19 protein-coding genes and 1 riboswitch are annotated in these 24,978 nt (G+C 32.9%); of the genes, 14 read left to right on the top strand and 5 right to left on the bottom strand.

Features of this window, described 5'->3' with window-relative positions:
- Both HMPREF3247_RS06600 and HMPREF3247_RS06605 read left to right on the top strand, forming a co-directional pair.
- Positions 1-184: hypothetical protein (locus HMPREF3247_RS06600; RefSeq protein ID WP_070862791.1), on the top strand; the 184-nt coding region annotated here is incomplete at its 5' end.
- A 275-nt stretch (positions 185-459) separates the two neighbouring features.
- Positions 460-1,314 (top strand): peptidoglycan release complex glucosaminidase SagB, encoded by an 855-nt coding sequence (locus HMPREF3247_RS06605; RefSeq protein ID WP_001032833.1) that lies wholly within the window; start codon positions 460-462, stop codon positions 1,312-1,314.
- Between the two features lie 86 nt (positions 1,315-1,400).
- Here HMPREF3247_RS06605 and arsB read toward each other — a convergent pair whose 3' ends face one another.
- Positions 1,401-2,693 (bottom strand): arsenite efflux transporter membrane subunit ArsB, encoded by a 1,293-nt coding sequence (gene arsB, locus HMPREF3247_RS06610; RefSeq protein ID WP_000989121.1) that lies wholly within the window; start codon positions 2,691-2,693, stop codon positions 1,401-1,403.
- Entirely contained in the window at positions 2,693-3,007 is a 315-nt protein-coding gene (locus HMPREF3247_RS06615; RefSeq protein WP_000221177.1) for an ArsR/SmtB family transcription factor, read from the bottom strand. The genes arsB and HMPREF3247_RS06615 overlap by 1 nt, the downstream gene beginning before the upstream one ends.
- Before the next feature lie 522 nt (positions 3,008-3,529).
- On the opposite strand from HMPREF3247_RS06615, the gene HMPREF3247_RS06620 reads away from it, so the two are divergent.
- The 5 genes from HMPREF3247_RS06620 to ribE all read left to right on the top strand — a co-directional run bounded on the left by HMPREF3247_RS06620 (position 3,530) and on the right by ribE (position 8,864).
- The gene (locus HMPREF3247_RS06620; protein ID WP_001261668.1) at positions 3,530-5,032 is read left to right on the top strand and encodes an FAD/NAD(P)-binding protein; all 1,503 of its coding nucleotides are present in this window, start codon (positions 3,530-3,532) and stop codon (positions 5,030-5,032) included.
- Between the two features lie 218 nt (positions 5,033-5,250).
- Positions 5,251-5,386, top strand: a riboswitch (FMN riboswitch).
- Between the two features lie 126 nt (positions 5,387-5,512).
- The gene (gene ribD / locus HMPREF3247_RS06625) at positions 5,513-6,556 is read left to right on the top strand and encodes a bifunctional diaminohydroxyphosphoribosylaminopyrimidine deaminase/5-amino-6-(5-phosphoribosylamino)uracil reductase RibD (RefSeq protein ID WP_000077358.1); all 1,044 of its coding nucleotides are present in this window, start codon (positions 5,513-5,515) and stop codon (positions 6,554-6,556) included.
- 6 nt (positions 6,557-6,562) lie between these two features.
- Positions 6,563-7,195 carry a riboflavin synthase gene (locus HMPREF3247_RS06630; protein ID WP_000493878.1) on the top strand — a complete coding sequence of 211 codons (633 nt, stop codon included), beginning with the start codon at positions 6,563-6,565 and terminating at the stop codon, positions 7,193-7,195.
- A gap of 10 nt (positions 7,196-7,205) precedes the next feature.
- A complete protein-coding gene (gene ribB, locus HMPREF3247_RS06635) occupies positions 7,206-8,387 on the top strand; it encodes a 3,4-dihydroxy-2-butanone-4-phosphate synthase (protein ID WP_001159022.1) in 1,182 nt (393 codons plus the stop codon).
- Positions 8,388-8,399: 12 nt separating this feature from the next.
- Positions 8,400-8,864, top strand: coding sequence for a 6,7-dimethyl-8-ribityllumazine synthase (gene ribE / locus HMPREF3247_RS06640; RefSeq protein ID WP_001008551.1), 465 nt, complete (start codon positions 8,400-8,402; stop codon positions 8,862-8,864).
- A 121-nt stretch (positions 8,865-8,985) separates the two neighbouring features.
- Here ribE and HMPREF3247_RS06645 read toward each other — a convergent pair whose 3' ends face one another.
- Positions 8,986-9,987, bottom strand: a complete 1,002-nt coding sequence (locus HMPREF3247_RS06645) for a proline dehydrogenase family protein (RefSeq protein ID WP_001196354.1) — start codon at positions 9,985-9,987, stop codon at positions 8,986-8,988.
- A gap of 111 nt (positions 9,988-10,098) precedes the next feature.
- Between HMPREF3247_RS06645 and HMPREF3247_RS06650 the strand changes: the two genes are divergently transcribed.
- From HMPREF3247_RS06650 to HMPREF3247_RS06660, 3 genes are all read left to right on the top strand, one after another.
- The gene (locus HMPREF3247_RS06650; RefSeq protein ID WP_001790712.1) at positions 10,099-10,218 is read left to right on the top strand and encodes a hypothetical protein; all 120 of its coding nucleotides are present in this window, start codon (positions 10,099-10,101) and stop codon (positions 10,216-10,218) included.
- Between the two features lie 2 nt (positions 10,219-10,220).
- Complete coding sequence (locus HMPREF3247_RS06655; RefSeq protein ID WP_000266096.1) at positions 10,221-11,048, top strand: alpha/beta fold hydrolase; 828 nt, start codon at positions 10,221-10,223, stop codon at positions 11,046-11,048.
- 571 nt (positions 11,049-11,619) lie between these two features.
- Positions 11,620-12,021, top strand: coding sequence for a transcriptional regulator, SarA/Rot family (locus HMPREF3247_RS06660; RefSeq protein ID WP_000757543.1), 402 nt, complete (start codon positions 11,620-11,622; stop codon positions 12,019-12,021).
- 119 nt (positions 12,022-12,140) lie between these two features.
- On the opposite strand, the gene HMPREF3247_RS06665 is transcribed toward HMPREF3247_RS06660, so the two are convergent.
- Together HMPREF3247_RS06665 and HMPREF3247_RS06670 are read right to left on the bottom strand one after the other, a co-directional pair.
- The gene (locus HMPREF3247_RS06665) at positions 12,141-12,704 is read right to left on the bottom strand and encodes a tRNA 5-(aminomethyl)-2-thiouridylate-methyltransferase MnmM (protein WP_000764419.1); all 564 of its coding nucleotides are present in this window, start codon (positions 12,702-12,704) and stop codon (positions 12,141-12,143) included.
- Positions 12,701-13,654 (bottom strand): tRNA modification radical SAM protein MnmL/YtqA, encoded by a 954-nt coding sequence (locus HMPREF3247_RS06670; protein WP_000526540.1) that lies wholly within the window; start codon positions 13,652-13,654, stop codon positions 12,701-12,703. The genes HMPREF3247_RS06665 and HMPREF3247_RS06670 overlap by 4 nt, the downstream gene beginning before the upstream one ends.
- A 109-nt stretch (positions 13,655-13,763) precedes the next feature.
- On the opposite strand from HMPREF3247_RS06670, the gene HMPREF3247_RS06675 reads away from it, so the two are divergent.
- From HMPREF3247_RS06675 to sasC, 4 genes are all read left to right on the top strand, one after another.
- Positions 13,764-14,945: an MDR family MFS transporter gene (locus HMPREF3247_RS06675; RefSeq protein WP_001025061.1), complete on the top strand. Its 1,182-nt coding sequence runs from the start codon at positions 13,764-13,766 to the stop codon at positions 14,943-14,945.
- Positions 14,946-15,232: 287 nt separating this feature from the next.
- Positions 15,233-17,650 carry a leucine--tRNA ligase gene (gene leuS / locus HMPREF3247_RS06680; RefSeq protein ID WP_001566684.1) on the top strand — a complete coding sequence of 806 codons (2,418 nt, stop codon included), beginning with the start codon at positions 15,233-15,235 and terminating at the stop codon, positions 17,648-17,650.
- Positions 17,651-17,671: 21 nt separating this feature from the next.
- Positions 17,672-17,983 carry a rhodanese-like domain-containing protein gene (locus HMPREF3247_RS06685; protein ID WP_000836463.1) on the top strand — a complete coding sequence of 104 codons (312 nt, stop codon included), beginning with the start codon at positions 17,672-17,674 and terminating at the stop codon, positions 17,981-17,983.
- Between the two features lie 325 nt (positions 17,984-18,308).
- Positions 18,309-24,869 carry an LPXTG-anchored aggregation protein SasC gene (gene sasC / locus HMPREF3247_RS06690; RefSeq protein ID WP_049311740.1) on the top strand — a complete coding sequence of 2,187 codons (6,561 nt, stop codon included), beginning with the start codon at positions 18,309-18,311 and terminating at the stop codon, positions 24,867-24,869.
- Positions 24,870-24,978: the final 109 nt, after the last annotated feature.

Genomic DNA, 24,978 nt, shown 5'->3' on the forward strand with positions numbered 1-24,978 from the left:
AAACGACGATTTAGATGTTATAAGAGATCGCGCTGATTTCGTGATGATAAATAACTTCACTAATGAAATGATGTATCGTGATGGTCAAATTGAAGGCACGATTGATTTAAATCAGTACTATTATAAAAATAGATCAAATGCAGCAAGTTTTATTATGATGGATTATAAAAAAGAAACTAAGTAAACGAACAAAAGAATTTTTTGTTTTTTAATACGTGAATAATAAGATTATTGATATAAAGGTTTTCAAAGGTTATACAAAAAGATAAAACATTTATGATTCGTAGATCAACGTAAAGTAATGTTGATAAATGGTTTAAAACGTTTCATTTACATTACTGTTTATTTATGAATATGTAACAATGCATAGATAAAATTGTTAAACGGTTTTAATAATGTTAAACTTTATTATCGTAGTCAAACTGAATGTATAACAACAATGACCTAAGAGGTGTGGATATGAATAAACACAAGAAAGGTTCTATTTTTGGAATAATAGGACTTGTTGTCATATTTGCTGTTGTCTCATTTTTATTTTTCTCAATGATATCCGATCAGATATTTTTCAAACATGTTAAATCCGACATTAAGATTGAAAAGTTAAATGTTACATTAAACGATGCAGCAAAGAAACAAATAAATAATTATACGAGTCAACAGGTATCAAATAAAAAGAATGATGCATGGAGAGATGCATCTGCAACTGAAATTAAAAGTGCAATGGATAGCGGTACTTTTATCGATAATGAAAAGCAAAAATATCAATTTTTAGATTTATCAAAGTATCAAGGGATTGATAAAAATAGAATTAAACGTATGTTAGTAGATAGACCAACGTTATTGAAACATACGGATGATTTCTTAAAAGCTGCTAAAGATAAGCACGTTAACGAAGTTTATTTAATTTCACATGCATTATTAGAAACTGGCGCAGTTAAAAGTGAATTAGCTAATGGAGTCGAAATTGATGGCAAAAAATACTACAATTTCTATGGAGTAGGAGCCCTTGATAAAGACCCAATTAAAACAGGTGCAGAATATGCTAAAAAGCATGGTTGGGATACACCTGAAAAAGCTATTTCAGGCGGTGCTGATTTCATTCATAAGCACTTCTTATCAAGCACAGATCAAAATACATTGTATAGTATGAGATGGAATCCAAAAAATCCAGGAGAACATCAATATGCTACTGATATTAAGTGGGCAGAAAGTAATGCAACAATTATCGCTGACTTTTATAAGAATATGAAGACTGAAGGAAAATACTTCAAATACTTTGTGTATAAAGATGACAGTAAACATTTGAATAAGTAATTTGATAGAGTTAAGTTATGATATAACTTGCTCAAGTATAAAAAGACGCTTTCTATCGCAATAAATAGAAAGCGTCTTTTTATTTCTTAAAATATGATAAGTGTTAGATACAACCCTATGAGGGTTATAAATAGTACTGGAATTGTAATGATGATACCAGTTTTAAAGTATGTGCCCCAAGAAATCTTAACATCTTTTTGTGTTAAGACGTGTAACCACAGTAATGTAGCTAAAGAGCCTATCGGTGTAATTTTTGGACCTAAATCAGAACCGATAACATTCGCATAAATTAGGCCTTCTTTTAACATGCCATGGACATTTGATTGACCAATAGCAATCGCATCTATTAAAACTGTAGGCATATTATTCATTATTGATGATAAAAACGCTGAAATGAAGCCCATTCCCAAAATGGTGCTAAATAGACCGTAATTGGAAATATATTCTAATATTTTAGCCAATATTAAAGTAATGCCAGCATTTCTTAAGCCGAATACGACGATATACATACCAATTGAAAATAATACTATATTCCAAGGTGCGCCCTTAATGACTTGCTTAATATTTACAGCATTTGATTTACGAGCCAACATTAGAAAAATAAAAGCAATGATTCCAGTGAAAATTGATACCGGAATTTTAGTAAATTCACTGATTAGATAGCCGAAAAGTAATATAACTAGAACAATCCATGAAATTTTAAATAGCTTTAAATCATTAATGGCATCTTTAGGATGCTTTATATTATTATCATCAAACGTTTTAGGTATCGCCTTTCTAAAATATAACCACAATACTATAATACTTGCTAAAAGCGAGAATAAATTAGGTATAATCATTCTACTAAAATATCGAACGAATCCTACATGAAAATAATCAGCAGATATAATATTCACTAGATTGCTCACGATCAAAGGTAAAGAAGTTGTGTCAGCTATAAAACCACTCGCAATAATAAAAGGGAATATGGCCCGCTTACTAAAACCTATATTTTTAACCATCGCTAATACAATAGGCGTTAAGATTAACGCTGCGCCATCATTTGCGAAAAATGCAGCAACAATGGCACCCAATAATATGATATAAACGAACATTTTTAAACCATTTCCTTTTGAAGCATGAAGCATGTGAATAGCTGACCATTCGAATAATCCAACTTTATCTAATATTAATGAAATAAGAATGACTGAGACAAAAGTCAAAGTAGCATTCCAAACAATACCTGTTACTTCGAAAACATCGGAAAAACTTACAACACCAGTAATAACAGCAATAAAGGCACCAGTTAATGCGGTAATGCCAATATCTAGGCCTTTAGGTTGCCATAATACAAATAATAAAGTTACTAGAAAAATGAGTGTCGCTAAAGTTGTCATCATTAGCATTCACCAGTCTTAAGGTTATGACAAAAACATCGTTGGTTAGAGGTATGAACCTTAGACAAGTTATTAATTACGGACTCAAAAATATTATGATTAAGCTGGTATAAATGTTTATTTCCGATTTTTCGTGTCGTAACTAAGTTGGTTTTTACTAATGCTTTCAAATGATAGCTAAGTGTGGGTTGAGAGAATTGAAAATGTGCTAACAAATCACAAGCGCATAACTCTCCACAAGAAAGTAAATCTAGTATTTCTAATCTGCTTGAATCTGATAAAACTTTTAAAAATGTTGCTAGTTCTTTATACGTCATAACATACCTCCTAGACGTTAAATAGATTATCATCTATATAGATGAATGTCTATGTTCCTTTGGTATATTACACGATATGACTATGTAATTTGAATTTGGTTTTAGTATTAAAAGGGTATTAAAGATAAATTATAGATATTGATTTTGCAAAATATACTCTTTGTTTTGCATTGAAAAAGGTGATTAGCCATATCTTGAGTGTATGGCCAATCACCTTAGTTGAATTTATTTTGTAATCAAGGGTATTGATTAAGAAGCTTTGTTTTTACGACTAAAAATCATAAATAGAATTACTAATGAGATTAATATCTTTGCTATAAATTTCAATTTAATTCACCTCGTTAAAAATATTTTAACACAAACACTAAGGTTGATATTAAATGAAAAGTTTTAAATGGTTTAATGGTTGTGAAAGTGAAATAATAGCTTACCTTAATAAATTTTATTGGAAATACCAAATTGCTATAATTATAGGTAATAGTTTAAATATAATATTTTGAATTACAAAAGGATGGATGATATATGCGTGTAGCAATAATAGGCATGGGAACTGCTGGTGTAAGTGTATTGAGAGAGTTAGTTAAGCACCCGAAGTTTAATCAATTAGATATAGATTTATACGATGATAAAGTAAATATGGGACAGGGCGTACCATTTCAAAATGATAGTTCTGAGCTGCTAATTAATATGCCTTCGAAAAAGATGAGTTTAAATTTAGATGATGAGACTGAATTTTGGAAGTGGTATAAACAACAAACTGATTTTAATTTTGATGAACCTGCATATTTACCGAGATTTGTATTCGGACATTATATGAAATCTTATTTATCTATGTTCACGAAAAAATATCCAAATATATCAACTAATTATAATAAAGTTCAAGAGATTTATACAAATTCTAATATCGATGAAACGAATTTAACTTATTACATATGTACTACAAATTCAGAACAATCATGGCAAGCGTACGATTATGTATTTTTAACATGTGGTACATTTGCCTACCATGATCCATATAACTTAAAGGGTAAAAAAGGATATATCGCTACGCCTTATCCAACATATAATACGTTAGACGAAGTAAATGAACTGGACGATATTGCGATTATTGGTACAGGCCTTGCCAGTTTAGATGTTGTCCGTTATGTTGCTGCTCATCATCCGAAATTACCAATTACTATGACGAGTCGTTCTGCTCATTTACCAAGTGTAAGAGGTACAATGATAGACGTGACATTCAAGTACTTAACTAAAGACAAATTAAATGACATTAAAAAACATCATTTCGGCAATGCACCGCTTGATACTATAGTTTCTTTATTTTTAAAAGAATGTGCTGAATATGACATTGATTTTAAAAAATTAGTACATAGACGTACAGGAAATCATATTGCAGATTTGAAGTATGATTTAGCGCGTCCAACAGAAATGGGCATTTTCCAAAGTATGATTGAACATTTGAAAGAGAATTTAAATTGGATATGGAATAGCTTAAGTATTGAAGATCAACATCAATTTAATCAAAAATACTCAAAGATGATTCAATTAAATTCAAATCCAATGCCTCCAAGAACTGCTGAACTAATTATTGAATTAATAGAAAATAAGTCTTTAATTTTGAAAAAAGATTTAGAAGATGTGAAACATGATGGCAAGTTGTATTATTTTTCATACAAAAACCAAGAATCAGTAGACATGTATAATGTTGTCATTAACGCGACAGGTGCAAAAAGTCATTTAAATGAATTGGATCAAGATGATCAATTAATTAAAAATCTTGAAAATAGACAAATTGTACAAGCACATCCAATGGGAGGCATACAAATCATACCGGAAACCAATCAAGTTATTAGTCCAAGGTTTGGAACATTAACAAATATGATTGCGATAGGTCAAATGACAAACGGTGTTAATAAACTACGAAATGGTGTGAAAATGATAGTAGAACAAGTTGCGCATACAGTATCTCAATTATATGATGCTTTAGAATCGAATGAGCAACAACAGCGCAGTTACAATCAATAATTTGTAACTAGAAGATAATAAAGAGAACGCTCTATAGAGACGAATTGAAGGTTTGATTTTAATGTCTGTTAGTAAGAATCATATCAATGAGATGCCTATAGTACTCAGATTATATTAAATTAAAACCGTCATTAATTGTTTTTTCAGAAAACATATAGTATCATTTTAAATGTAGTTGACATACTACGTACTCAAATAATCTATAACAATTTCATATATAATTCTTTCGGGGCAGGGTGAAATTCCCAACCGGCAGTAAATAAAGCCTGCGACCTGCTAGTATGTATCATATTAGTGGCTGATCTAGTGAGATTCTAGAGCCGACAGTTAAAGTCTGGATGGGAGAAAGAATGTTAATTATCGACAAAGATAATGTAGCGTATTTGTAAAAATGTGTACAAATAGGCTTATTTAACGATAAATTTTTCTCCTTGCATCTTAATTCATGATGTGAGGATTTTTGTTTATAGAGGTGATCATTTGAGTCAATTTATGGATTATGCGATTCAACTTGCAAATATGGTACAAGGTCAAACAGGTGTTAATCCACCCGTTGGCGCTGTTGTAGTTAATGAAGGTAGGATTGTTGGTATTGGTGCACACTTGAGAAAAGGTGACAAGCATGCGGAGGTTCAAGCACTTGATATGGCACAACAAAATGCTGAAGGTGCGACGATTTATATTACGTTAGAGCCATGTAGTCATTTTGGTTCAACACCACCCTGTGTTAACAAAATTATTGATTGTAAGATAGCAAAAGTAGTATACGCAACAAAAGACAATTCGTTAGACACACATGGTGATGAGACGTTACGGGCTCACGGTATTGAGGTTGAATGCGTTGATGATGAACGGGCATCACAATTATACCAAGACTTTTTTAAAGCAAAAGCAAAGCAACTGCCACAAATTACAGTGAAAGTATCTGCAAGTTTAGATGGTAAACAAGCGAATGATAATGGACAAAGTCAATGGATTACTAACAAAGAGGTTAAACAAGATGTCTATAAGTTAAGACATCGACACGACGCAGTGTTAACTGGAAGACGTACAGTTGAATTAGATGATCCACAATATACTACACGTATTCAAGATGGAAAAAACCCTATAAAAGTAATATTGTCTAAGTCTGGGAATATTCATTTTAATCAGCAAATTTATCAAGATGAATCAACACCAATTTGGATATATACTGAAAATCCAAATTTAACAAGCAATCAAACACATATTGAAATTATTTACTTGAAGTCTTGTGATTTAACAACAATTCTTCACAATTTATATAAAAGAGGAGTTGGAACTTTGCTAGTCGAGGCAGGTCCAACCACTACTTCAGAATTTCTCCAATCTAATTATATAGATGAATTTATTCTCTATTATGCCCCGAAATTAATTGGCGGATCTGGAAATTATCAATTTTATCAAACAAATGATGTGATTGAGATACCAGATGCGAACCAATTTGAAATTGTTCATTCCGAGTTATTAAATCAAAATGTTAAATTAACTTTACGAAAGAAGTGATGATGCATGTTTACTGGCATCGTTGAAGAAATAGGTGTCATTAAAAGTGTTCAAATTCGTCAATCAGTCAGGACGATTGAAATTGAAGCACATAAGATTACGGCAGATATGCATATTGGTGATTCCATCAGTGTTAATGGTGCATGTTTAACAGTGATTGATTTTAATCAGACATCTTTTACTGTTCAAGTAATTAAAGGCACTGAAAATAAAACCTATTTAGCAGATGTTAAGCGACAATCAGAAGTAAATTTAGAGCGTGCCATGAGTGGTAACGGTAGGTTTGGTGGACATTTTGTCCTCGGTCATGTAGATGAACTAGGAACAGTTTCAAAAATAAATGAAACAGCCAATGCCAAAATTATTACGATTCAATGTAGCCAACATATTAATAATCAGTTAGTTAAGCAAGGGTCTATTACTGTGGATGGTGTTAGTCTAACGGTATTTGATAAGCATGATAACAGTTTTGACATTCATCTTATTCCAGAAACGAGGCGTTCAACGATTTTATCATCCAAAAAATTAGGAGATAAAGTACATTTAGAAACAGACGTTTTGTTTAAATATGTTGAAAATATTTTAAATAAAGATAAAGACCAATTATCTGTAGATAAATTAAGAGCATTTGGTTTTTAGGAGGGGTAGCATGCAATTCGATAATATTGACAGTGCTTTAATGGCTTTAAAAAATGGAGAACCAATTATTGTAGTAGATGATGAGAATCGTGAAAATGAAGGTGATTTAGTAGCGGTTACTGAATGGATGAACGATAATACCATTAATTTTATGGCGAAAGAAGCAAGGGGATTAATATGCGCACCAGTGTCTAAAGATATTGCACAACGTTTGGATTTGGTACAAATGGTTGATGATAACTCCGACATCTTTGGTACGCAATTTACAGTGAGTATTGATCATGTAGATACAACAACAGGAATTAGTGCTTATGAACGTACATTGACTGCCAAAAAGCTCATTGATCCTAGTAGTGAAGCTAAAGATTTTAATCGTCCTGGTCATTTATTTCCATTAGTAGCACAAGATAAAGGCGTATTAGCTAGAAATGGACACACAGAAGCGGCTGTTGATTTAGCTAAACTTACTGGTGCCAAGCCCGCTGGTGTCATTTGTGAGATTATGAATGATGACGGCACGATGGCGAAAGGACAAGATTTACAAAAGTTTAAAGAAAAACATCAATTAAAGATGATTACGATTGATGATTTAATTGAATATCGTAAAAAATTAGAACCAGAAATTGAATTTAAGGCAAAAGTGAAAATGCCTACAGATTTCGGAACATTTGATATGTATGGTTTTAAAGCGACATACACAGATGAAGAGATAGTTGTACTGACAAAAGGTGCAATTCGACAACATGAAAATGTACGCTTACATTCTGCGTGCCTTACAGGCGATATTTTCCATAGTCAACGTTGTGATTGTGGTGCTCAACTTGAATCGTCTATGAAGTATATCAATGAACATGGTGGCATGATTATTTATCTACCTCAAGAAGGTCGTGGCATAGGATTGTTAAACAAATTACGCGCATATGAATTAATTGAGCAAGGATATGATACAGTAACTGCAAATTTAGCATTAGGTTTTGATGAAGATTTACGAGATTATCATATTGCTGCACAGATTTTAAAATATTTTAACATCGAACATATCAATTTATTAAGTAATAATCCAAGTAAATTTGAGGGATTAAAACAATATGGCATTGATATTGCAGAAAGAATTGAAGTTATCGTACCAGAAACGGTACATAATCATGATTATATGGAAACGAAAAAAATAAAAATGGGTCATTTAATATAGGAGGACTTTAACATGAATTTTGAAGGTAAATTAATTGGAAAAGATTTGAAAGTTGCAATCGTAGTTAGTCGATTTAATGATTTTATCACTGGAAGATTACTTGAAGGTGCAAAAGATACTTTGATTCGACATGATGTTAATGAAGACAATATTGATGTAGCATTTGTGCCAGGTGCGTTTGAAATTCCTTTAGTAGCTAAAAAATTAGCCTCATCAGGAAATTATGATGCAGTAATTACATTAGGATGCGTAATTCGCGGTGCTACGTCTCATTATGATTATGTTTGTAATGAAGTCGCGAAAGGTGTTTCTAAAGTGAATGATCAAACTAATGTACCAGTCATATTTGGTATTTTAACGACTGAAAGTATTGAACAAGCTGTGGAAAGAGCAGGTACGAAAGCTGGCAATAAAGGTGCTGAAGCAGCAGTAAGTGCAATTGAAATGGCTAATTTATTAAAATCTATAAAAGCATAGAGCACTGTTGTGAGTTCATAATCAAAGATTTATAAATGTTTCAGAACTGCCAATATAACATTTAGGAGCCTAGAACATTGATTATTGTTCCAGACTCCTAAATTATTGTTTATGTCTTGCTCTATTTACGGCATAATTTTTTAATTGTACTTAAACCTAACATAACTGTAGCTCCTAAAGCTGCAATTATGCCAACACGTTTTAAGCCAGCAGGTTTCACAAATTCTTTTACAGCAAGAGATAGGTTTTGTGGGCGTTCTGCTAATCTTCTCATAAAATACGCAAACCAATCATCGCCATAAGGTACATAAATAGTGAAATTATAGCCTTCATTTGCGATTTCTTCTGCTAACTCTGATCTAAAACCATAGAGCATTTGGAATTCCATACGATCTTTTTCAATGTGATTTTCTTTCATAAATTGTTTTACATGATTAATGATGCGATGGTCATGTGTTGCAATTGAAGTGAAATTGCGTGCGTTTAACAAACGTTGTTCAATTATTTTGATGTAATTTGCATCTACGTCTTCCTTAGATTGAAATGCAATTGATTCGTTTTCTTTATATGCACCTTTAACCAAACGTAATCGTAAATCTTGGTACTTATCAACTAATTCGTGGCTATCGTATAAATATGCTTGAATTACAGTACCAACATTTCTAAATTCGCCTTTTAAGCGATCTAAAACTTGAACAATTTGTTGCAGGCTAGCATATTTTTCAGTATCAATATTTATATGCATATTGTTGTAAGTATTTGCTTTAAGTAAAATCTCTCTTAAATTTTGGTAAGCTAATTCTAAGTCGAATTCTGCACCTAACTGACTCAATTTAACAGACATATGTGCCTTTACGCCATGTTGATGAAGCGCGTCCATAATTGTTAAAATTTGTTCTTTAGCATGATTACTTTCTTCAACTGTACCGACAAATTCCCCTAAATTGTCTACCGTAACAGCGATATTCTTGTCATTTAAGTATTCGATTGTATTAATTAACTCTGGAATTGTATTTCCGGCAACGACTTTATTGGCGCCCAAACGTGGGCCCACTTTTTTTGCTGCGTTGTTTAAAAAACTATTATTAGATAATCCGATAAAAAAATTCTTTAATAGTGCCATTGCTACTCCTCCAAACCCTTGTGTTTACAATAAGTTTAGCATGAAAAAAATATTCGAGAAAGCGTTTTCATCAAAAACAATCAAAAATAATTATGTATAATTACACTATTATTGATGTTGATTTCATTTATATATAATAATATGGACAACAATAATACTATAAATAGAAATCTACATAGTGAATTTGCTATAATTATGTTATTGAAGATTAATGAAAAAGGGGCAGTATAATAATGTGGAAGTGGGAAGCTGAAAATGATGCGAAAGGCGTCGTTGTTATTGCTCATAATATATTAGAACATACGGGAAGATATGCATATGTTATTACGATGTTAAGAAGAAATGGCTATCATGTGATTATGGGAGATTTGCCTGGTCAAGGTCAAACTTCAAGAGCTAATAAAGGACAAATTGAAAACTTTCAAACGTATCACGAAAGTTTGCTAGACTGGTTAAAGATAGCTAATGAATATAAAATTCCTACTTATGTATTAGGGGTAGGACTTGGCGGTTTGATTTTATTAAATTTACTTGAAAAAGTAGAATTGCCAATCGAGGGGATGATGTTAATTTCTCCTATGCTAGAACTTCAAAAGAATGGAAAAAATCGTAAAGATAAACTTGTTTCAAATATAGGTAAAATTTCAAAAGACACACGTTTTAATGTTGGTGTAGAACCAAAAGATTTAACACGTAATTTAGAAATTGTTGAAGAAACAGTTAACGATGGTTTAATGTTAAAAAAAGCAACGTATCATTGGTATAATACAATTAATGAGACGATGAAAGATACGATGGCTCATATTCATGACATTCAACCAATGCCAACGCTATTAATGTATGGAACGAAGGATTTAATTGTTGATACTAGGGCAATTGATGAGTTTAAAGAAAAATATCAAACACCTGAATTATATTTTAAAGCTTGGCAAGGTTTTTACCACGAGGTTCACAATGAGCCAGAACGTGATGAAGTAATGCGTTATATTCTGACTTTCTTAAATAACAGCGTCAATACAATGGGCTTTATTGTTGAAGATGACGAAATTGTAGAAATTTAATATTCTAAAAAGATGAGACAGTAGATGCTCATCTTTTTTTTTACTTTTTTAAGGTTGAGAATGTATATCACATTTTATACACATTTGATTTGTAAGAAATGTTTTGATTTATACAAATCATATCTTGAAAAATAACCAATTTAGCCTCATTCGGTTTGATTTAATTTGTTAAATTTAAGGCTAACTAATTAATTTAGTTTAATCAATTTTCATGAGAGTTATATGTAATAAAAATTCAATGCGTATCTTTTTTGAAGAAATATATGTAGAATTGTTGCAATTTAATGGTAATATTGATATATTTTCTTTGTATATAAATTATAAAATTAATATGTAATAGAGTGATTTGTTTTATGTACTATTATCTTATTTCTAAATATTAACTCTATTGATTATTGGTTTTTATACTTATTTAATTTTATTCAACTTTGACAATTGAATAGAAAGCAAGTTTATTTACACTTGTAGTTTTATGCATAAGTTAGCACATACAAGTTTCGGGATTGTTGGGATGTTTGTTAATACTTGTATGGTAGCTAAATATGTGATTATTAATTGGGAGATGTTTAGCATGAAAAAAGTAAATAACGACACTGTATTTGGGATTTTGCAATTAGAAACACTTTTGGGTGACATTAACTCAATTTTCAGCGAGATTGAAAGCGAATACAAAATGTCTAGAGAAGAAATTTTAATTTTACTAACTTTATGGCAAAAAGGTTCTATGACGCTTAAAGAAATGGACAGATTTGTTGAAGTTAAACCGTATAAGCGTACGAGAACGTATAATAATTTAGTTGAATTAGAATGGATTTACAAAGAGCGTCCTGTTGACGATGAAAGAACAGTTATTATTCATTTCAATGAAAAGTTACAACAAGAGAAAGTAGAGTTGTTGAATTTCATCAGTGATGCGATTGCAAGTAGAGCAACAGCAATGCAAAATAGTTTAAACGCAATTATTGCTGTGTAAGTTTAATAGCATAAAAAGAGGTTTTCATTAAGTTGAAAACCTCTTTTTGTTGTTGGTATTAATTTTTCAAATGTTGACTACTCAATCCTAAATTATAAATAGTATAGCGCAGCAAATGCTTAAGAAATTTTTTCTATGGCACAAATGAATGGAGCATGATTACGTTGGTTTAAAAATTGATATTGCAAAACTTGCGCATGCTTTTGATCCAAAGTACTCAAGTAATCAAGCAATGCATGCTTCTCAATTTGTCCTTCGCTATGACCATGATATATAACAAGTACAATAATACCTTCAATTGACATTAATGATAGCAATGAATTAATAGCTTGGATTGTCGTGTCAGGCTTTGTCACGATAGATTTATCACCTTTAGGCAAATAACCTAGGTTAAAGATGGCTGCATCAATATGACCTTTATGTGCATCATTTATATGATGTTCAATATTTTCATGTCCATCTTTTATTAAAGAAACATGATTGAAATCCTTAACTTTATCACGTGTATTTTCCAAAGCTAAATCTTGAATGTCGAAACCATAAACATGTCCTTCTGGTACTTGTTCGGCTAAAAATAAAGTGTCATTGCCGTTACCGCAAGTTGCGTCTACAACAATACTTTCTGGTGTTATATGTTGTTTAATAAGTGTTTTTGAAAAAGGGAGTATACGTTCTAATTTCATTGCTTCACCTTAGACTTGTAACGCAAGCCTTGATAAGAATTTCTACGTGCTAATTCAGCATCGATGCCATTTAATACTTCCCATTTATTAACACTCCACATTGGACCTACCATGATATCTATTGGACCATCACCGGTAATTCGGTGAACGATCATTTCAGGGGGAATCACTTCTAATTGGTCCACAACTAGGTTTGTGTACTCTTCTTGAGTCATAAAAGTTAATAAACCTTTATCGTATTGTTTTACCATCGGTGTACCTTTTAACAAATGAAGTAAATGAATTTTAATACCTTGTACATCCATTTGTGCAACTTCTTTGGCAGTAGCCATCATCATGTCATAGTCTTCGCTAGGTAAGCCATTAATGATGTGTGTACATACATTGATATTATGCTTACGTAATTTTGCCACACCATCATAATAAGTTTTCATATCATGGGCACGATTGATTAAATCAGATGTTGACTGATGGATTGTTTGTAGTCCTAATTCAACCCATAAGTATGTTCGTTGATTCAAATCTGCTAAATATTCGACAACATCGTCTGGTAGACAGTCAGGACGCGTACCAATAGATAATCCCACAACACCCGGTTCTTTAAGTACAGGTTCGAATTTTTCTTTTAATACTTCAACCGGTGCATGTGTATTTGTAAATGCCTGAAAATAAGCAATATATTTTCCTTCGTGCCATTTCTCATGCATCTTTTCTTTAATTTCTTTAAATTGTACTGCGATTGAATCTGCACGATTACCTGCAAAGTCTCCGCTACCTGCAGCAGAACAAAATGTACATCCACCATGTGCTACAGTGCCATCGCGGTTAGGACAGTCAAACCCGCCATCCAATGCAACTTTAAATATTTTTTGTCCAAATTTATTTTTTAAATGGTAATTCCATGTGTGATAACGTTTGTTTTCAAAAGCGTATTGGAAATGATTGCCCATATGTCATTTTCCTTTCTATAAAAAAAGAGTTCTAAGTACAGATTTTAACATATTTTAATGTTATAGTGTTTATTATAGTTTGACAAAAAAGAGAGAGGAACTATGAAATATGAATATACCTAAATCAGTCTGGTGGCTAGTAATTGGCATGGCGTTAAATATTACTGGTTCCAGTTTTTTGTGGCCTTTAAATACAATTTATATGAAACAAGAACTTGGAAAAAGTTTAACTGTTGCTGGTTTAGTGCTAATGATAAATTCATTTGGCATGGTTATTGGAAACTTATTAGGTGGTTCACTATTTGATAAATTAGGTGGATACAAGACGATTTTAATTGGAACTTTCACTTGTCTTTGTAGTACAACGCTACTTAATTTCTTTCACGGGTGGCCTTGGTATGCTGTATGGCTTGTAATGTTAGGCTTTGGTGGCGGAATGATTATTCCTGCGATATACGCTATGGCTGGAGCAGTGTGGCCGAATGGCGGAAGACAAACGTTTAATGCGATATACTTAGCGCAAAATATTGGTGTGGCTGTCGGTGCTGCAATGGGCGGCTTTGTCGCAGAATTTAGCTTTAACTATATCTTTTTAGCCAATCTTATTATGTATGTTGTGTTTGCGCTTGTCGCGGTAACGCAATTTAATATTGAAATTAATGCAAAAGTTAAATATCCAACTCATTTAGATATTACTGGTAAAAAGAATAAAGCAAGATTTATTTCATTAGTACTAATTTGTGCAATGTTTGCAATTTGTTGGGTTGCATATATTCAATGGGAGTCTACAATCGCATCATTTACACAATCTATTAATATTTCAATGGCACAATATAGTGTCTTATGGACAATTAACGGAATAATGATTTTAGTAGCACAACCATTAATTAAACCGATTCTCTATCTGTTAAAAGGAAACTTAAAGAAGCAAATGTTTGTCGGCATCATCATTTTTATGTTGTCGTTCTTTGTCACGAGTTTTGCTGAAAACTTTACAATATTTGTTGTCGGTATGATTATTTTAACTTTTGGAGAAATGTTTGTATGGCCAGCAGTTCCAACTATAGCCAATCAGTTAGCGCCAGATGGTAAGCAAGGACAGTACCAAGGTTTTGTGAATTCAGCTGCTACAGTAGGAAAAGCATTTGGTCCATTTCTTGGTGGTGTATTAGTTGATGCGTTTAATATGCGCATGATGTTTATCGGTATGATGCTACTACTTGTATTTGCATTAATATTATTAATGGTTTTCAAGGAGAATAATACGCAACCTAAAAAAATAGATGCATAATGAGTAAATAGAATTAACGTTATAGACTTGAAATAAATGTCGTTATAACATAATATTAATTTGTATAATTTAATTTCGTTTGGAGCTTTTCTACAGAAAGCTAGTGATGCTGAGAGCTAGTGTTAAGGACTAAATGTAAATCGTATTAATTTTAAATTGAATGAATGACATCTCTTACTATTAAAATGAGTGCACAATTTTTGTGAAATAGGGTGGTAACGCGGCAAATGTCGTCCCTATGTAAATAGAATAGTTAGAGGTGTCTTTTTTATTGAATAGGAGGAAATGTGTTGAATTACAACCACAATCAAATTGAAAAGAAATGGCAAGACTATTGGGACGAAAATAAAACATTTAAAACAAATGATAACTTAGGTCAAAAGAAATTTTATGCTTTAGACATGTTTCCATATCCATCAGGTGCTGGTTTACATGTTGGACATCCTGAGGGTTATACAGCAACAGATATCATTTCAAGATATAAAAGGATGCAAGGTTATAATGTATTACATCCGATGGGGTGGGATGCATTCGGATTACCAGCAGAGCAATATGCTTTAGACACTGGCAACGACCCACGTGAATTTACAAAGAAAAATATCCAAACTTTTAAACGACAAATTAAAGAATTAGGGTTCAGTTATGATTGGGATCGTGAAGTTAATACAACAGATCCAGAATACTATAAATGGACACAGTGGATTTTCATACAGTTATATAACAAAGGTTTAGCATACGTTGATGAAGTTGCAGTTAACTGGTGTCCAGCATTAGGCACTGTTTTATCTAACGAAGAAGTGATTGATGGTGTCTCTGAACGTGGTGGACATCCAGTTTATCGTAAGCCGATGAAACAATGGGTACTTAAAATCACAGAATATGCAGATCAATTATTAGCAGATTTAGATGATTTAGATTGGCCTGAGTCTTTAAAAGATATGCAGCGCAATTGGATTGGACGTTCTGAAGGGGCCAAAGTTTCATTTGATGTAGATAATACGGAAGGAAAAGTAGAAGTATTTACGACTAGACCAGATACTATCTATGGTGCATCATTCTTAGTCTTAAGTCCTGAACATGCATTAGTTAATTCAATTACAACTGATGAATATAAAGAAAAAGTAAAAGCTTATCAAACAGAAGCTTCTAAAAAGTCAGATTTAGAACGTACAGATTTAGCAAAAGATAAATCAGGTGTGTTTACTGGTGCATATGCAATTAATCCTTTATCTGGTGAAAAAGTACAAATTTGGATTGCTGATTATGTATTATCAACATATGGTACTGGAGCAATTATGGCAGTACCAGCGCATGATGACAGAGATTATGAATTTGCTAAAAAGTTTGATTTGCCAATCATTGAAGTCATCGAAGGTGGAAATGTTGAAGAAGCAGCATACACTGGTGAAGGTAAACATATTAATTCTGGTGAACTTGATGGTTTAGAAAATGAAGCGGCAATTACTAAAGCTATTCAATTATTAGAGCAAAAAGGTGCTGGCGAAAAGAAAGTTAATTACAAATTAAGAGATTGGTTATTCAGTCGTCAGCGTTATTGGGGCGAACCAATTCCTGTCATTCATTGGGAAGATGGAACAATGACAACTGTTCCTGAAGAAGAGCTACCATTGTTGTTACCTGAAACAGATGAAATCAAGCCATCAGGGACTGGTGAGTCTCCACTAGCTAATATTGATTCATTTGTAAATGTTGTAGATGAAAAAACAGGTATGAAAGGACGTCGTGAAACAAATACAATGCCACAATGGGCAGGTAGTTGTTGGTATTATTTACGTTACATCGATCCTAAAAATGAAAAAATGTTAGCAGATCCTGAAAAATTAAAACATTGGTTACCTGTTGATTTATATATCGGTGGAGTAGAACATGCGGTTCTTCACTTATTATATGCAAGATTTTGGCATAAAGTCCTTTATGATTTGGGTATCGTACCTACTAAAGAACCTTTCCAAAAATTATTTAACCAAGGTATGATTTTAGGAGAAGGTAATGAGAAGATGAGTAAATCTAAAGGAAATGTAATCAATCCTGATGATATAGTACAGTCTCATGGTGCAGATACTTTACGTCTTTACGAAATGTTTATGGGACCTTTAGATGCTGCAATTGCATGGAGTGAAAAAGGATTAGATGGGTCTCGTCGATTCTTAGATCGCGTATGGCGTTTAATGGTAAATGAAGATGGAACATTGAGTTCAAAAATTGTAACTACAAATAATAAATCTTTAGATAAAGTTTATAACCAAACTGTTAAAAAGGTAACAGAAGACTTTGAAACATTAGGATTTAATACTGCTATTAGTCAATTAATGGTATTTATTAATGAGTGTTATAAAGTTGATGAAGTTTATAAACCTTACATTGAAGGCTTCGTTAAAATGTTAGCACCTATTGCACCACATATCGGTGAAGAATTATGGTCAAAATTAGGACATGAAGAGTCTATTACGTACCAACCTTGGCCAACTTATGACGAAGCACTACTTGTAGATGATGAAGTAGAAATCGTTGTTCAAGTAAATGGTAAATTGAGAGCTAAAATTAAAATTGCTAAAGATACATCAAAAGAAGAAATGCAAGAAATTGCCTTATCTAATGACAATGTTAAAGCGAGTATTGAAGGTAAAGACATCATGAAAGTCATCGCTGTTCCTCAAAAATTAGTCAATATTGTAGCTAAATAATGTTTTAAGGAGGACTTTGAAATGAAGTCAATTACTACAGATGAATTAAAAAACAAACTTTTAGAATCTAAACCAGTTCAAATTGTTGATGTTCGTACTGACGAAGAAACAGCAATGGGATATATTCCTAATGCAAAGTTGATTCCAATGGATACCATTCCGGATCATTTAAATTCATTTAATAAAAATGAAATATATTATATTGTATGTGCTGGTGGAGTTCGAAGCGCTAAAGTTGTAGAATATTTAGAGGCAAATGGCATTGATGCCGTAAATGTCGAAGGCGGCATGCACGCATGGGGCGATGAAGGTTTGGAAATAAAAAGTATTTAAAGTAGTGACATAATTTAAAATAATATTACATTTGTAATGACACCAAGTAACGTTTCGGTTGCTTGGTGTTTTTTGGTATGAATTACTTTCTGTTACAAAACAATCTAAAGCGTTCTTGTTATGTTTTATTAAGATTTTAATTACAAAACGGAAACTAAATTGTAATAAAATAAAACTTTATTTTATAAAATGATGATGATAAAATTGAGTGAACTTAAAATATTGTACAAAATAATATAGCTATAAACATAATATGAGGGAGCGTATATTTTTAGCATAATTCTTAACAACACAGCAGAGAACAGACAACCAGGAGGAAAATGAAATGAATTTGTTAAAGAAAAATAAATATAGTATTAGGAAGTATAAAGTAGGCATATTCTCTACTTTAATCGGAACAGTTTTATTACTTTCAAACCCAAATGGTGCACAAGCCTTAACTACGGATAATAATGTACAAAGCGATACTAATCAAGCAACACCTGTAAATTCACAAGATAAAGATGTTGCTAATAATAGAGGTTTAGCAAATAGTGCGCAGAATACACCTAATCAATCTGCAACAACCAATCAAGCAACGAATCAAGCATTGGTTAATCATAATAATGGTAGTATAGTAAATCAAGCTACGCCAACATCAGTGCAATCAAGTACGCCTTCAGCACAAAACAATAATCATACAGATGGCAATACAACAGCAACTGAGACAGTGTCAAACGCTAATAATAATGATGCAGTGTCGAATAATACCACATTAAATGTACCAAATAAAACAAATGAAAATGGTTCAGGAGGACATCTAACTTTAAAGGAAATTCAAGAAGATGTTCGTCATTCTTCAGATAAACCAGAGCTAGTTGCAATTGCTGAACCAGCATCTAATAGACCGAAAAAGAGAAGTAGACGTGCGGCACCGGCAGATCCTAATGCAACTCCAGCAGATCCAGCGGCTGCAGCGGCAGGAAACGGTGGTGCACCAGTAGCAATTACAGCGCCATACACGCCGACAACTGATCCTAATGCCAATAATGCAGGACAAAATGCACCTAACGAAGTGCTGTCTTTTGATGACAATGGTATTAGACCAAGTACCAACCGTTCTGTACCATCAGTAACAGTTGTTGATAATTTACCAGGCTTTACACTTATCAATGGTGGTAAAGTAGGTGTGTTTAGTCATGCGATGGTTAGAACAAGTATGTTTGATTCAGGAGATGCTAAGAACTATCAAGCACAAGGAAATGTAATTGCATTAGGTCGTATTAAGGGAAATGATACAAATGATCATGGTGATTTTAATGGAATTGAAAAATCTTTAACAGTAAATCCAAATTCTGAATTAATTTTCGAATTTAATACGATGACTACAAAAAACTATCAAGGTGTGACAAATTTAATAATTAAAAATGCTGATAATGATACTGTTATTGCAGAAAAATCAGTAGCTTATGGTCCGATTTGGCGTTTGTTTAAAGTGCCTGAAAATGTTAGTCACTTAAAAATTCAATTTGTACCTAAAAATGATGCAATAACAGATGCGCGTGGCATTTATCAACTAAGAGACGGTTATAAATACTATGACTTTGTTGACTCAATTGGTCTACATTCTGGTTCGCATGTTTATGTTGAAAGACGAACAATGGAACCCACAGCTACTAATAATAAAGAATTTACAGTCACAACTTCATTAAAGAATAATGGTAACTTCGGCGCTTCATTTAATACAGATGATTTTGTATATAAAGTTCAATTACCTGAAGGGGTAGAATATGTTAATAACTCATTGACTAAAGATTTTCCAAGCAGTAATTCAGGTGTTGATATGAATGATTTTAATGTGACGTATGATGCGGCGAATCGAGTGATAACAATTAAAAGTACTGGTGGAGGTTCAGGTAACTCGCCGGCACGATTAATGCCTGATAAAATATTGGATTTAAAATATAAGTTGCGTGTTAATAATGTACCGACACCAAGAACAGTAACATTTAATGATACATTAACATATAAAACGTATACACAAGATTTTATTAATTCACCTGCTGAAAGTCATACTGTAAGTACAAATCCATATACTATCGATATCATCATGAATAAAGATGCATTACAAGCCGAAGTTGACAGACGCATTCAACAAGCTGATTATACATTTGCGTCATTAGATATCTTTAATGGTCTGAAACGACGCGCACAAACGATTTTAGATGAAAATCGTAACAATGTACCATTAAATAAAAGAGTTTCTCAAGCAGATATTGATTCATTAACTAATCAAATGCAACATACGTTAATTCGAAGTGTTGATGCTGAAAATGCAGTTAATAAAAAGGTTGACCAAATGGAGGATTTAGTTAATCAAAATGATGAATTGACAGATGAAGAAAAACAAGCAGCAATACAAGTTATCGAGGAACATAAAAATGAAATAATTGGTAACATTGGTGACCAAACGACTGATGATGGCGTTACTAGAATCAAAGATCAAGGTATACAGACCTTAAGTGGGGATACTGCAACACCGGTTGTTAAACCAAATGCTAAAAAAGCAATACGTGATAAAGCAACGAAACAAAGGGAAATTATCAATGCAACACCAGATGCTACTGAAGACGAGATTCAAGATGCACTAAATCAATTAGCTACGGATGAAACAGATGCTATTGATAATGTTACGAATGCTACTACAAATGCTGACGTTGGAACAGCTAAAAATAATGGCATCAATACTATTGGAGCAGTTGTTCCTCAAGTAACTCATAAAAAAGCTGCAAGAGATGCAATTAACCAAGCAACAGCAACGAAAAGACAACAAATAAATAGTAATAGAGAAGCAACTCAGGAAGAGAAAAATGCAGCATTGAACGAATTAACTCAAGCAACCAACCATGCTTTAGAACAAATCAATCAAGCAACAACAAATGCTGATGTTGATAACGCCAAAGGAGATGGTCTAAATGCCATTAATCCAATTGCTCCTGTAACTGTTGTTAAGCAAGCTGCAAGGGATGCCGTATCACATGATGCACAACAACATATCGCAGAGATCAATGCTAATCCTGATGCGACTCAAGAAGAAAGACAAGCAGCAATTGACAAAGTGAATGCTGCTGTAACTGCAGCAAACACAAACATTTTAAACGCTAATACCAATGCTGATGTTGAACAAGTAAAGACAAATGCGATTCAAGGAATACAAGCAATTACACCAGCTACAAAAGTAAAAACAGATGCAAAAAATGCCATCGATAAAAGTGCGGAAACGCAACATAATACGATATTTAATAATAATGATGCGACGCTCGAAGAACAACAAGCAGCACAACAATTACTTGATCAAGCTGTAGCCACAGCGAAGCAAAATATTAATGCAGCAGATACGAATCAAGAAGTTGCACAAGCAAAAGATCAGGGCACACAAAATATAGTTGTGATTCAACCGGCAACACAAGTTAAAACGGATGCTCGCAATGCTGTAAATGATAAAGCGCGAGAGGCGATAACAAATATCAATGCTACACCTGGTGCAACTCGAGAAGAGAAACAAGAAGCGATAAATCGTGTCAATACACTTAAAAATAGAGCATTAACTGATATTGGTGTGACGTCTACTACTGCGATGGTCAATAGTATTAGAGACGATGCAGTCAATCAAATCGGTGCAGTTCAACCGCATGTAACGAAGAAACAAACTGCTACAGGTGTATTAAATGATTTAGCAACTGCTAAAAAGCAAGAAATTAATCAAAACACAGATGCAACAACTGAAGAAAAGCAAGTGGCTTTAAATCAAGTGGATCAAGAGTTAGCAACGGCAATTAATAATATAAATCAAGCTGATACAAATGCGGAAGTAGATCAAGCGCAACAATTAGGTACAAAAGCAATTAATGCGATTCAGCCAAATATTGTTAAAAAACCTGCAGCATTAGCACAAATCAATCAGCATTATAATGTTAAATTAGCTGAAATCAATGCTACACCAGATGCAACGAATGATGAGAAAAATGCTGCGATCAATACTTTAAATCAAGACAGACAACAAGCTATTGAAAGTATTAAACAAGCTAACACAAATGCAGAAGTAGACCAAGCTGCGACAACAGCAGAAAATAATATTGATGCTGTTCAAGTTGACGTAGTGAAAAAGCAAGCAGCACGAGATAAAATCACTGCTGAAGTGGCGAAGCGTATTGAAGCGGTTAAACAAACACCTAATGCAACTGATGAAGAAAAGCAGGCTGCTGTTAATCAAATCAATCAACTTAAAGATCAAGCATTTAATCAAATTAATCAAAACCAAACAAATGATCAGGTAGACGCAACTACAAATCAAGCGATAAATGCTATAGACAATGTTGAAGCTGAAGTAGTAATTAAACCAAAGGCAATTGCAGATATTGAAAAAGCTGTTAAAGAAAAGCAACAGCAAATTGATAATAGTCTTGATTCAACAGATAACGAGAAAGAAGTTGCTTCACAAGCATTAGCTAAAGAAAAAGAAAAAGCACTTGCAGCTATTGACCAAGCTCAAACGAATAGTCAGGTCAATCAAGCGGCAACAAATGGTGTATCAGCGATTAAAATTATTCAACCTGAAACAAAAGTTAAACCAGCAGCACGTGAAAAAATCAATCAAAAAGCGAATGAATTACGTGCGCAAATTAATCAAGATAAAGAAGCGACAGCAGAAGAAAGACAAGCGGCACTAGATAAAATCAATGAATTTGTAAATCAAGCCATGACAGATATTACGAATAATAGAACAAATCAACAAGTTGATGATACAACAAGTCAAGCGCTTGATAGCATTGCTTTAGTGACGCCTGACCATATTGTTAGAGCAGCTGCTAGAGATGCAGTTAAGCAACAATATGAAGCTAAAAAGCGCGAAATTGAGCAAGCGGAACATGCGACTGATGAAGAAAAACAAGTTGCTTTAAATCAATTAGCGAATAATGAAAAACGTGCATTACAAAACATCGATCAAGCAATAGCGAATAATGATGTGAAACGTGTTGAATCAAATGGTATTGCTACGTTAAAAGGCGTAGAACCGCACATTGTGGTTAAGCCTGAAGCACAACAAGCAATAAAAGCAAGTGCAGAAAATCAAGTAGAATCAATAAAAGATACACCACATGCAACAGTTGATGAATTAGATGAAGCGAATCAATTAATTAGCGACACACTCAAACAAGCGCAACAAGAAATAGAAAATACAAATCAAGATGCTGCTGTTACTGATGTTAGAAATCAAACAATCAAGGCAATAGAGCAAATAAAACCTAAAGTAAGACGTAAACGAGCTGCGCTTGATAGCATTGAAGAAAATAATAAAAATCAACTCGATGCAATCCGAAATACGTTGGATACTACTCAAGATGAAAGAGATGTTGCTATTGATACTTTAAATAAAATTGTAAATACAATTAAAAATGACATTGCACAAAACAAAACGAATGCAGAAGTGGATCGAACTGAGACTGATGGCAACGACAACATCAAAGTGATTTTACCTAAAGTTCAAGTTAAACCAGCAGCGCGTCAATCTGTTGGTGTAAAAGCCGAAGCTCAAAATGCACTAATCGATCAAAGCGATTTATCAACTGAAGAAGAAAGACTAGCTGCTAAACATTTAGTAGAACAAGCACTTAATCAGGCTATTGATCAGATCAATCATGCAGATAAGACTGCCCAAGTTAATCAAGATAGTATAAATGCTCAAAATATTATTTCAAAAATTAAACCAGCGACAACAGTTAAAGCAACAGCATTACAACAAATTCAAAATATCGCTACAAATAAAATTAATTTAATTAAAGCAAATAACGAAGCGACAGATGAAGAACAAAATATTGCAATTGCACAAGTTGAAAAAGAGTTAATTAAAGCTAAACAACAAATTGCTAGTGCAGTGACTAATGCTGATGTGGCATATTTATTGCATGATGAGAAAAACGAAATTCGTGAAATCGAACCTGTTATTAGCAGAAAGGCGTCTGCTCGAGAACAATTGACAACATTATTCAACGATAAAAAACAAGCAATTGAAGCGAATATTCAAGCAACGGTAGAAGAAAGAAATAGTATATTAGCACAGTTACAAAATATTTATGACACTGCTATTGGACAAATTGATCAAGATCGTAGCAATGCACAAGTTGATAAAACAGCATCATTAAATCTACAAACAATACATGATTTAGATGTACATCCTATTAAAAAGCCAGATGCTGAAAAAACGATTAATGATGATCTTGCACGCGTCACTGCTTTAGTGCAAAATTATCGAAAAGTAAGTAATCGTAATAAGGCTGATGCATTAAAAGCTATAACTGCTTTAAAATTACAAATGGATGAAGAATTAAAAACAGCACGCACTAATGCTGATGTTGATGCAGTTTTAAAACGATTTAATGTTGCATTAAGCGATATAGAAGCAGTAATTACTGAAAAAGAAAATAGCTTACTGCGAATTGATAACATTGCTCAACAAACATATGCGAAATTCAAAGCGATCGCAACACCAGAACAATTAGCTAAAGTAAAAGTATTAATTGATCAATATGTTGCAGATGGCAATAGAATGATTGATGAAGATGCGACATTAAATGACATCAAACAACACACGCAATTCATTGTTGATGAAATTTTAGCAATTAAATTACCAGCTGAAGCGACGAAAGTATCACCAAAAGAAATTCAGCCAGCTCCAAAAGTTTGTACGCCTATTAAAAAAGAAGAGACACATGAATCGCGCAAAGTTGAAAAAGAACTTCCAAATACAGGTTCTGAAGGAATGGATTTACCATTGAAAGAATTTGCACTGATTACAGGTGCGGCTTTGTTAGCTAGAAGACGTACTAAAAACGAAAAAGAATCATAATTAACGAAATGACCTTAATATAACGACACTTTTTAGTGACTCAGTTATATTAAGGTCATTTTTAATTGAATGAAAAAGTTGATCTACTAAAGAGAATCGAACCAAATTT

Origin of the sequence: Staphylococcus sp. HMSC36A10, assembly GCF_001838845.1 — a bacterium.
Taxonomy (GTDB): Bacteria; Bacillota; Bacilli; order Staphylococcales; family Staphylococcaceae; genus Staphylococcus; species Staphylococcus aureus.

Bases quoted from the DNA above. Each gene is read 5' to 3' on its own strand.
- sasC (WP_049311740.1), top strand. From the start codon at position 18,309: ATGAATTTGTTAAAGAAAAATAAATATAGTATTAGGAAGTATAAAGTA.
- HMPREF3247_RS06665 (WP_000764419.1), bottom strand. From the start codon at position 12,704: ATGAAATTAGAACGTATACTCCCTTTTTCAAAAACACTTATTAAACAA.
- HMPREF3247_RS06605 (WP_001032833.1), top strand. From the start codon at position 460: ATGAATAAACACAAGAAAGGTTCTATTTTTGGAATAATAGGACTTGTT.
- HMPREF3247_RS06615 (WP_000221177.1), bottom strand. From the start codon at position 3,007: ATGACGTATAAAGAACTAGCAACATTTTTAAAAGTTTTATCAGATTCA.
- HMPREF3247_RS06645 (WP_001196354.1), bottom strand. From the start codon at position 9,987: ATGGCACTATTAAAGAATTTTTTTATCGGATTATCTAATAATAGTTTT.
- HMPREF3247_RS06620 (WP_001261668.1), top strand. From the start codon at position 3,530: ATGCGTGTAGCAATAATAGGCATGGGAACTGCTGGTGTAAGTGTATTG.
- arsB (WP_000989121.1), bottom strand. From the start codon at position 2,693: ATGATGACAACTTTAGCGACACTCATTTTTCTAGTAACTTTATTATTT.
- ribE (WP_001008551.1), top strand. From the start codon at position 8,400: ATGAATTTTGAAGGTAAATTAATTGGAAAAGATTTGAAAGTTGCAATC.
- HMPREF3247_RS06630 (WP_000493878.1), top strand. From the start codon at position 6,563: ATGTTTACTGGCATCGTTGAAGAAATAGGTGTCATTAAAAGTGTTCAA.
- HMPREF3247_RS06655 (WP_000266096.1), top strand. From the start codon at position 10,221: ATGTGGAAGTGGGAAGCTGAAAATGATGCGAAAGGCGTCGTTGTTATT.
- HMPREF3247_RS06675 (WP_001025061.1), top strand. From the start codon at position 13,764: ATGAATATACCTAAATCAGTCTGGTGGCTAGTAATTGGCATGGCGTTA.
- HMPREF3247_RS06685 (WP_000836463.1), top strand. From the start codon at position 17,672: ATGAAGTCAATTACTACAGATGAATTAAAAAACAAACTTTTAGAATCT.
- ribB (WP_001159022.1), top strand. From the start codon at position 7,206: ATGCAATTCGATAATATTGACAGTGCTTTAATGGCTTTAAAAAATGGA.
- HMPREF3247_RS06670 (WP_000526540.1), bottom strand. From the start codon at position 13,654: ATGGGCAATCATTTCCAATACGCTTTTGAAAACAAACGTTATCACACA.
- HMPREF3247_RS06660 (WP_000757543.1), top strand. From the start codon at position 11,620: ATGAAAAAAGTAAATAACGACACTGTATTTGGGATTTTGCAATTAGAA.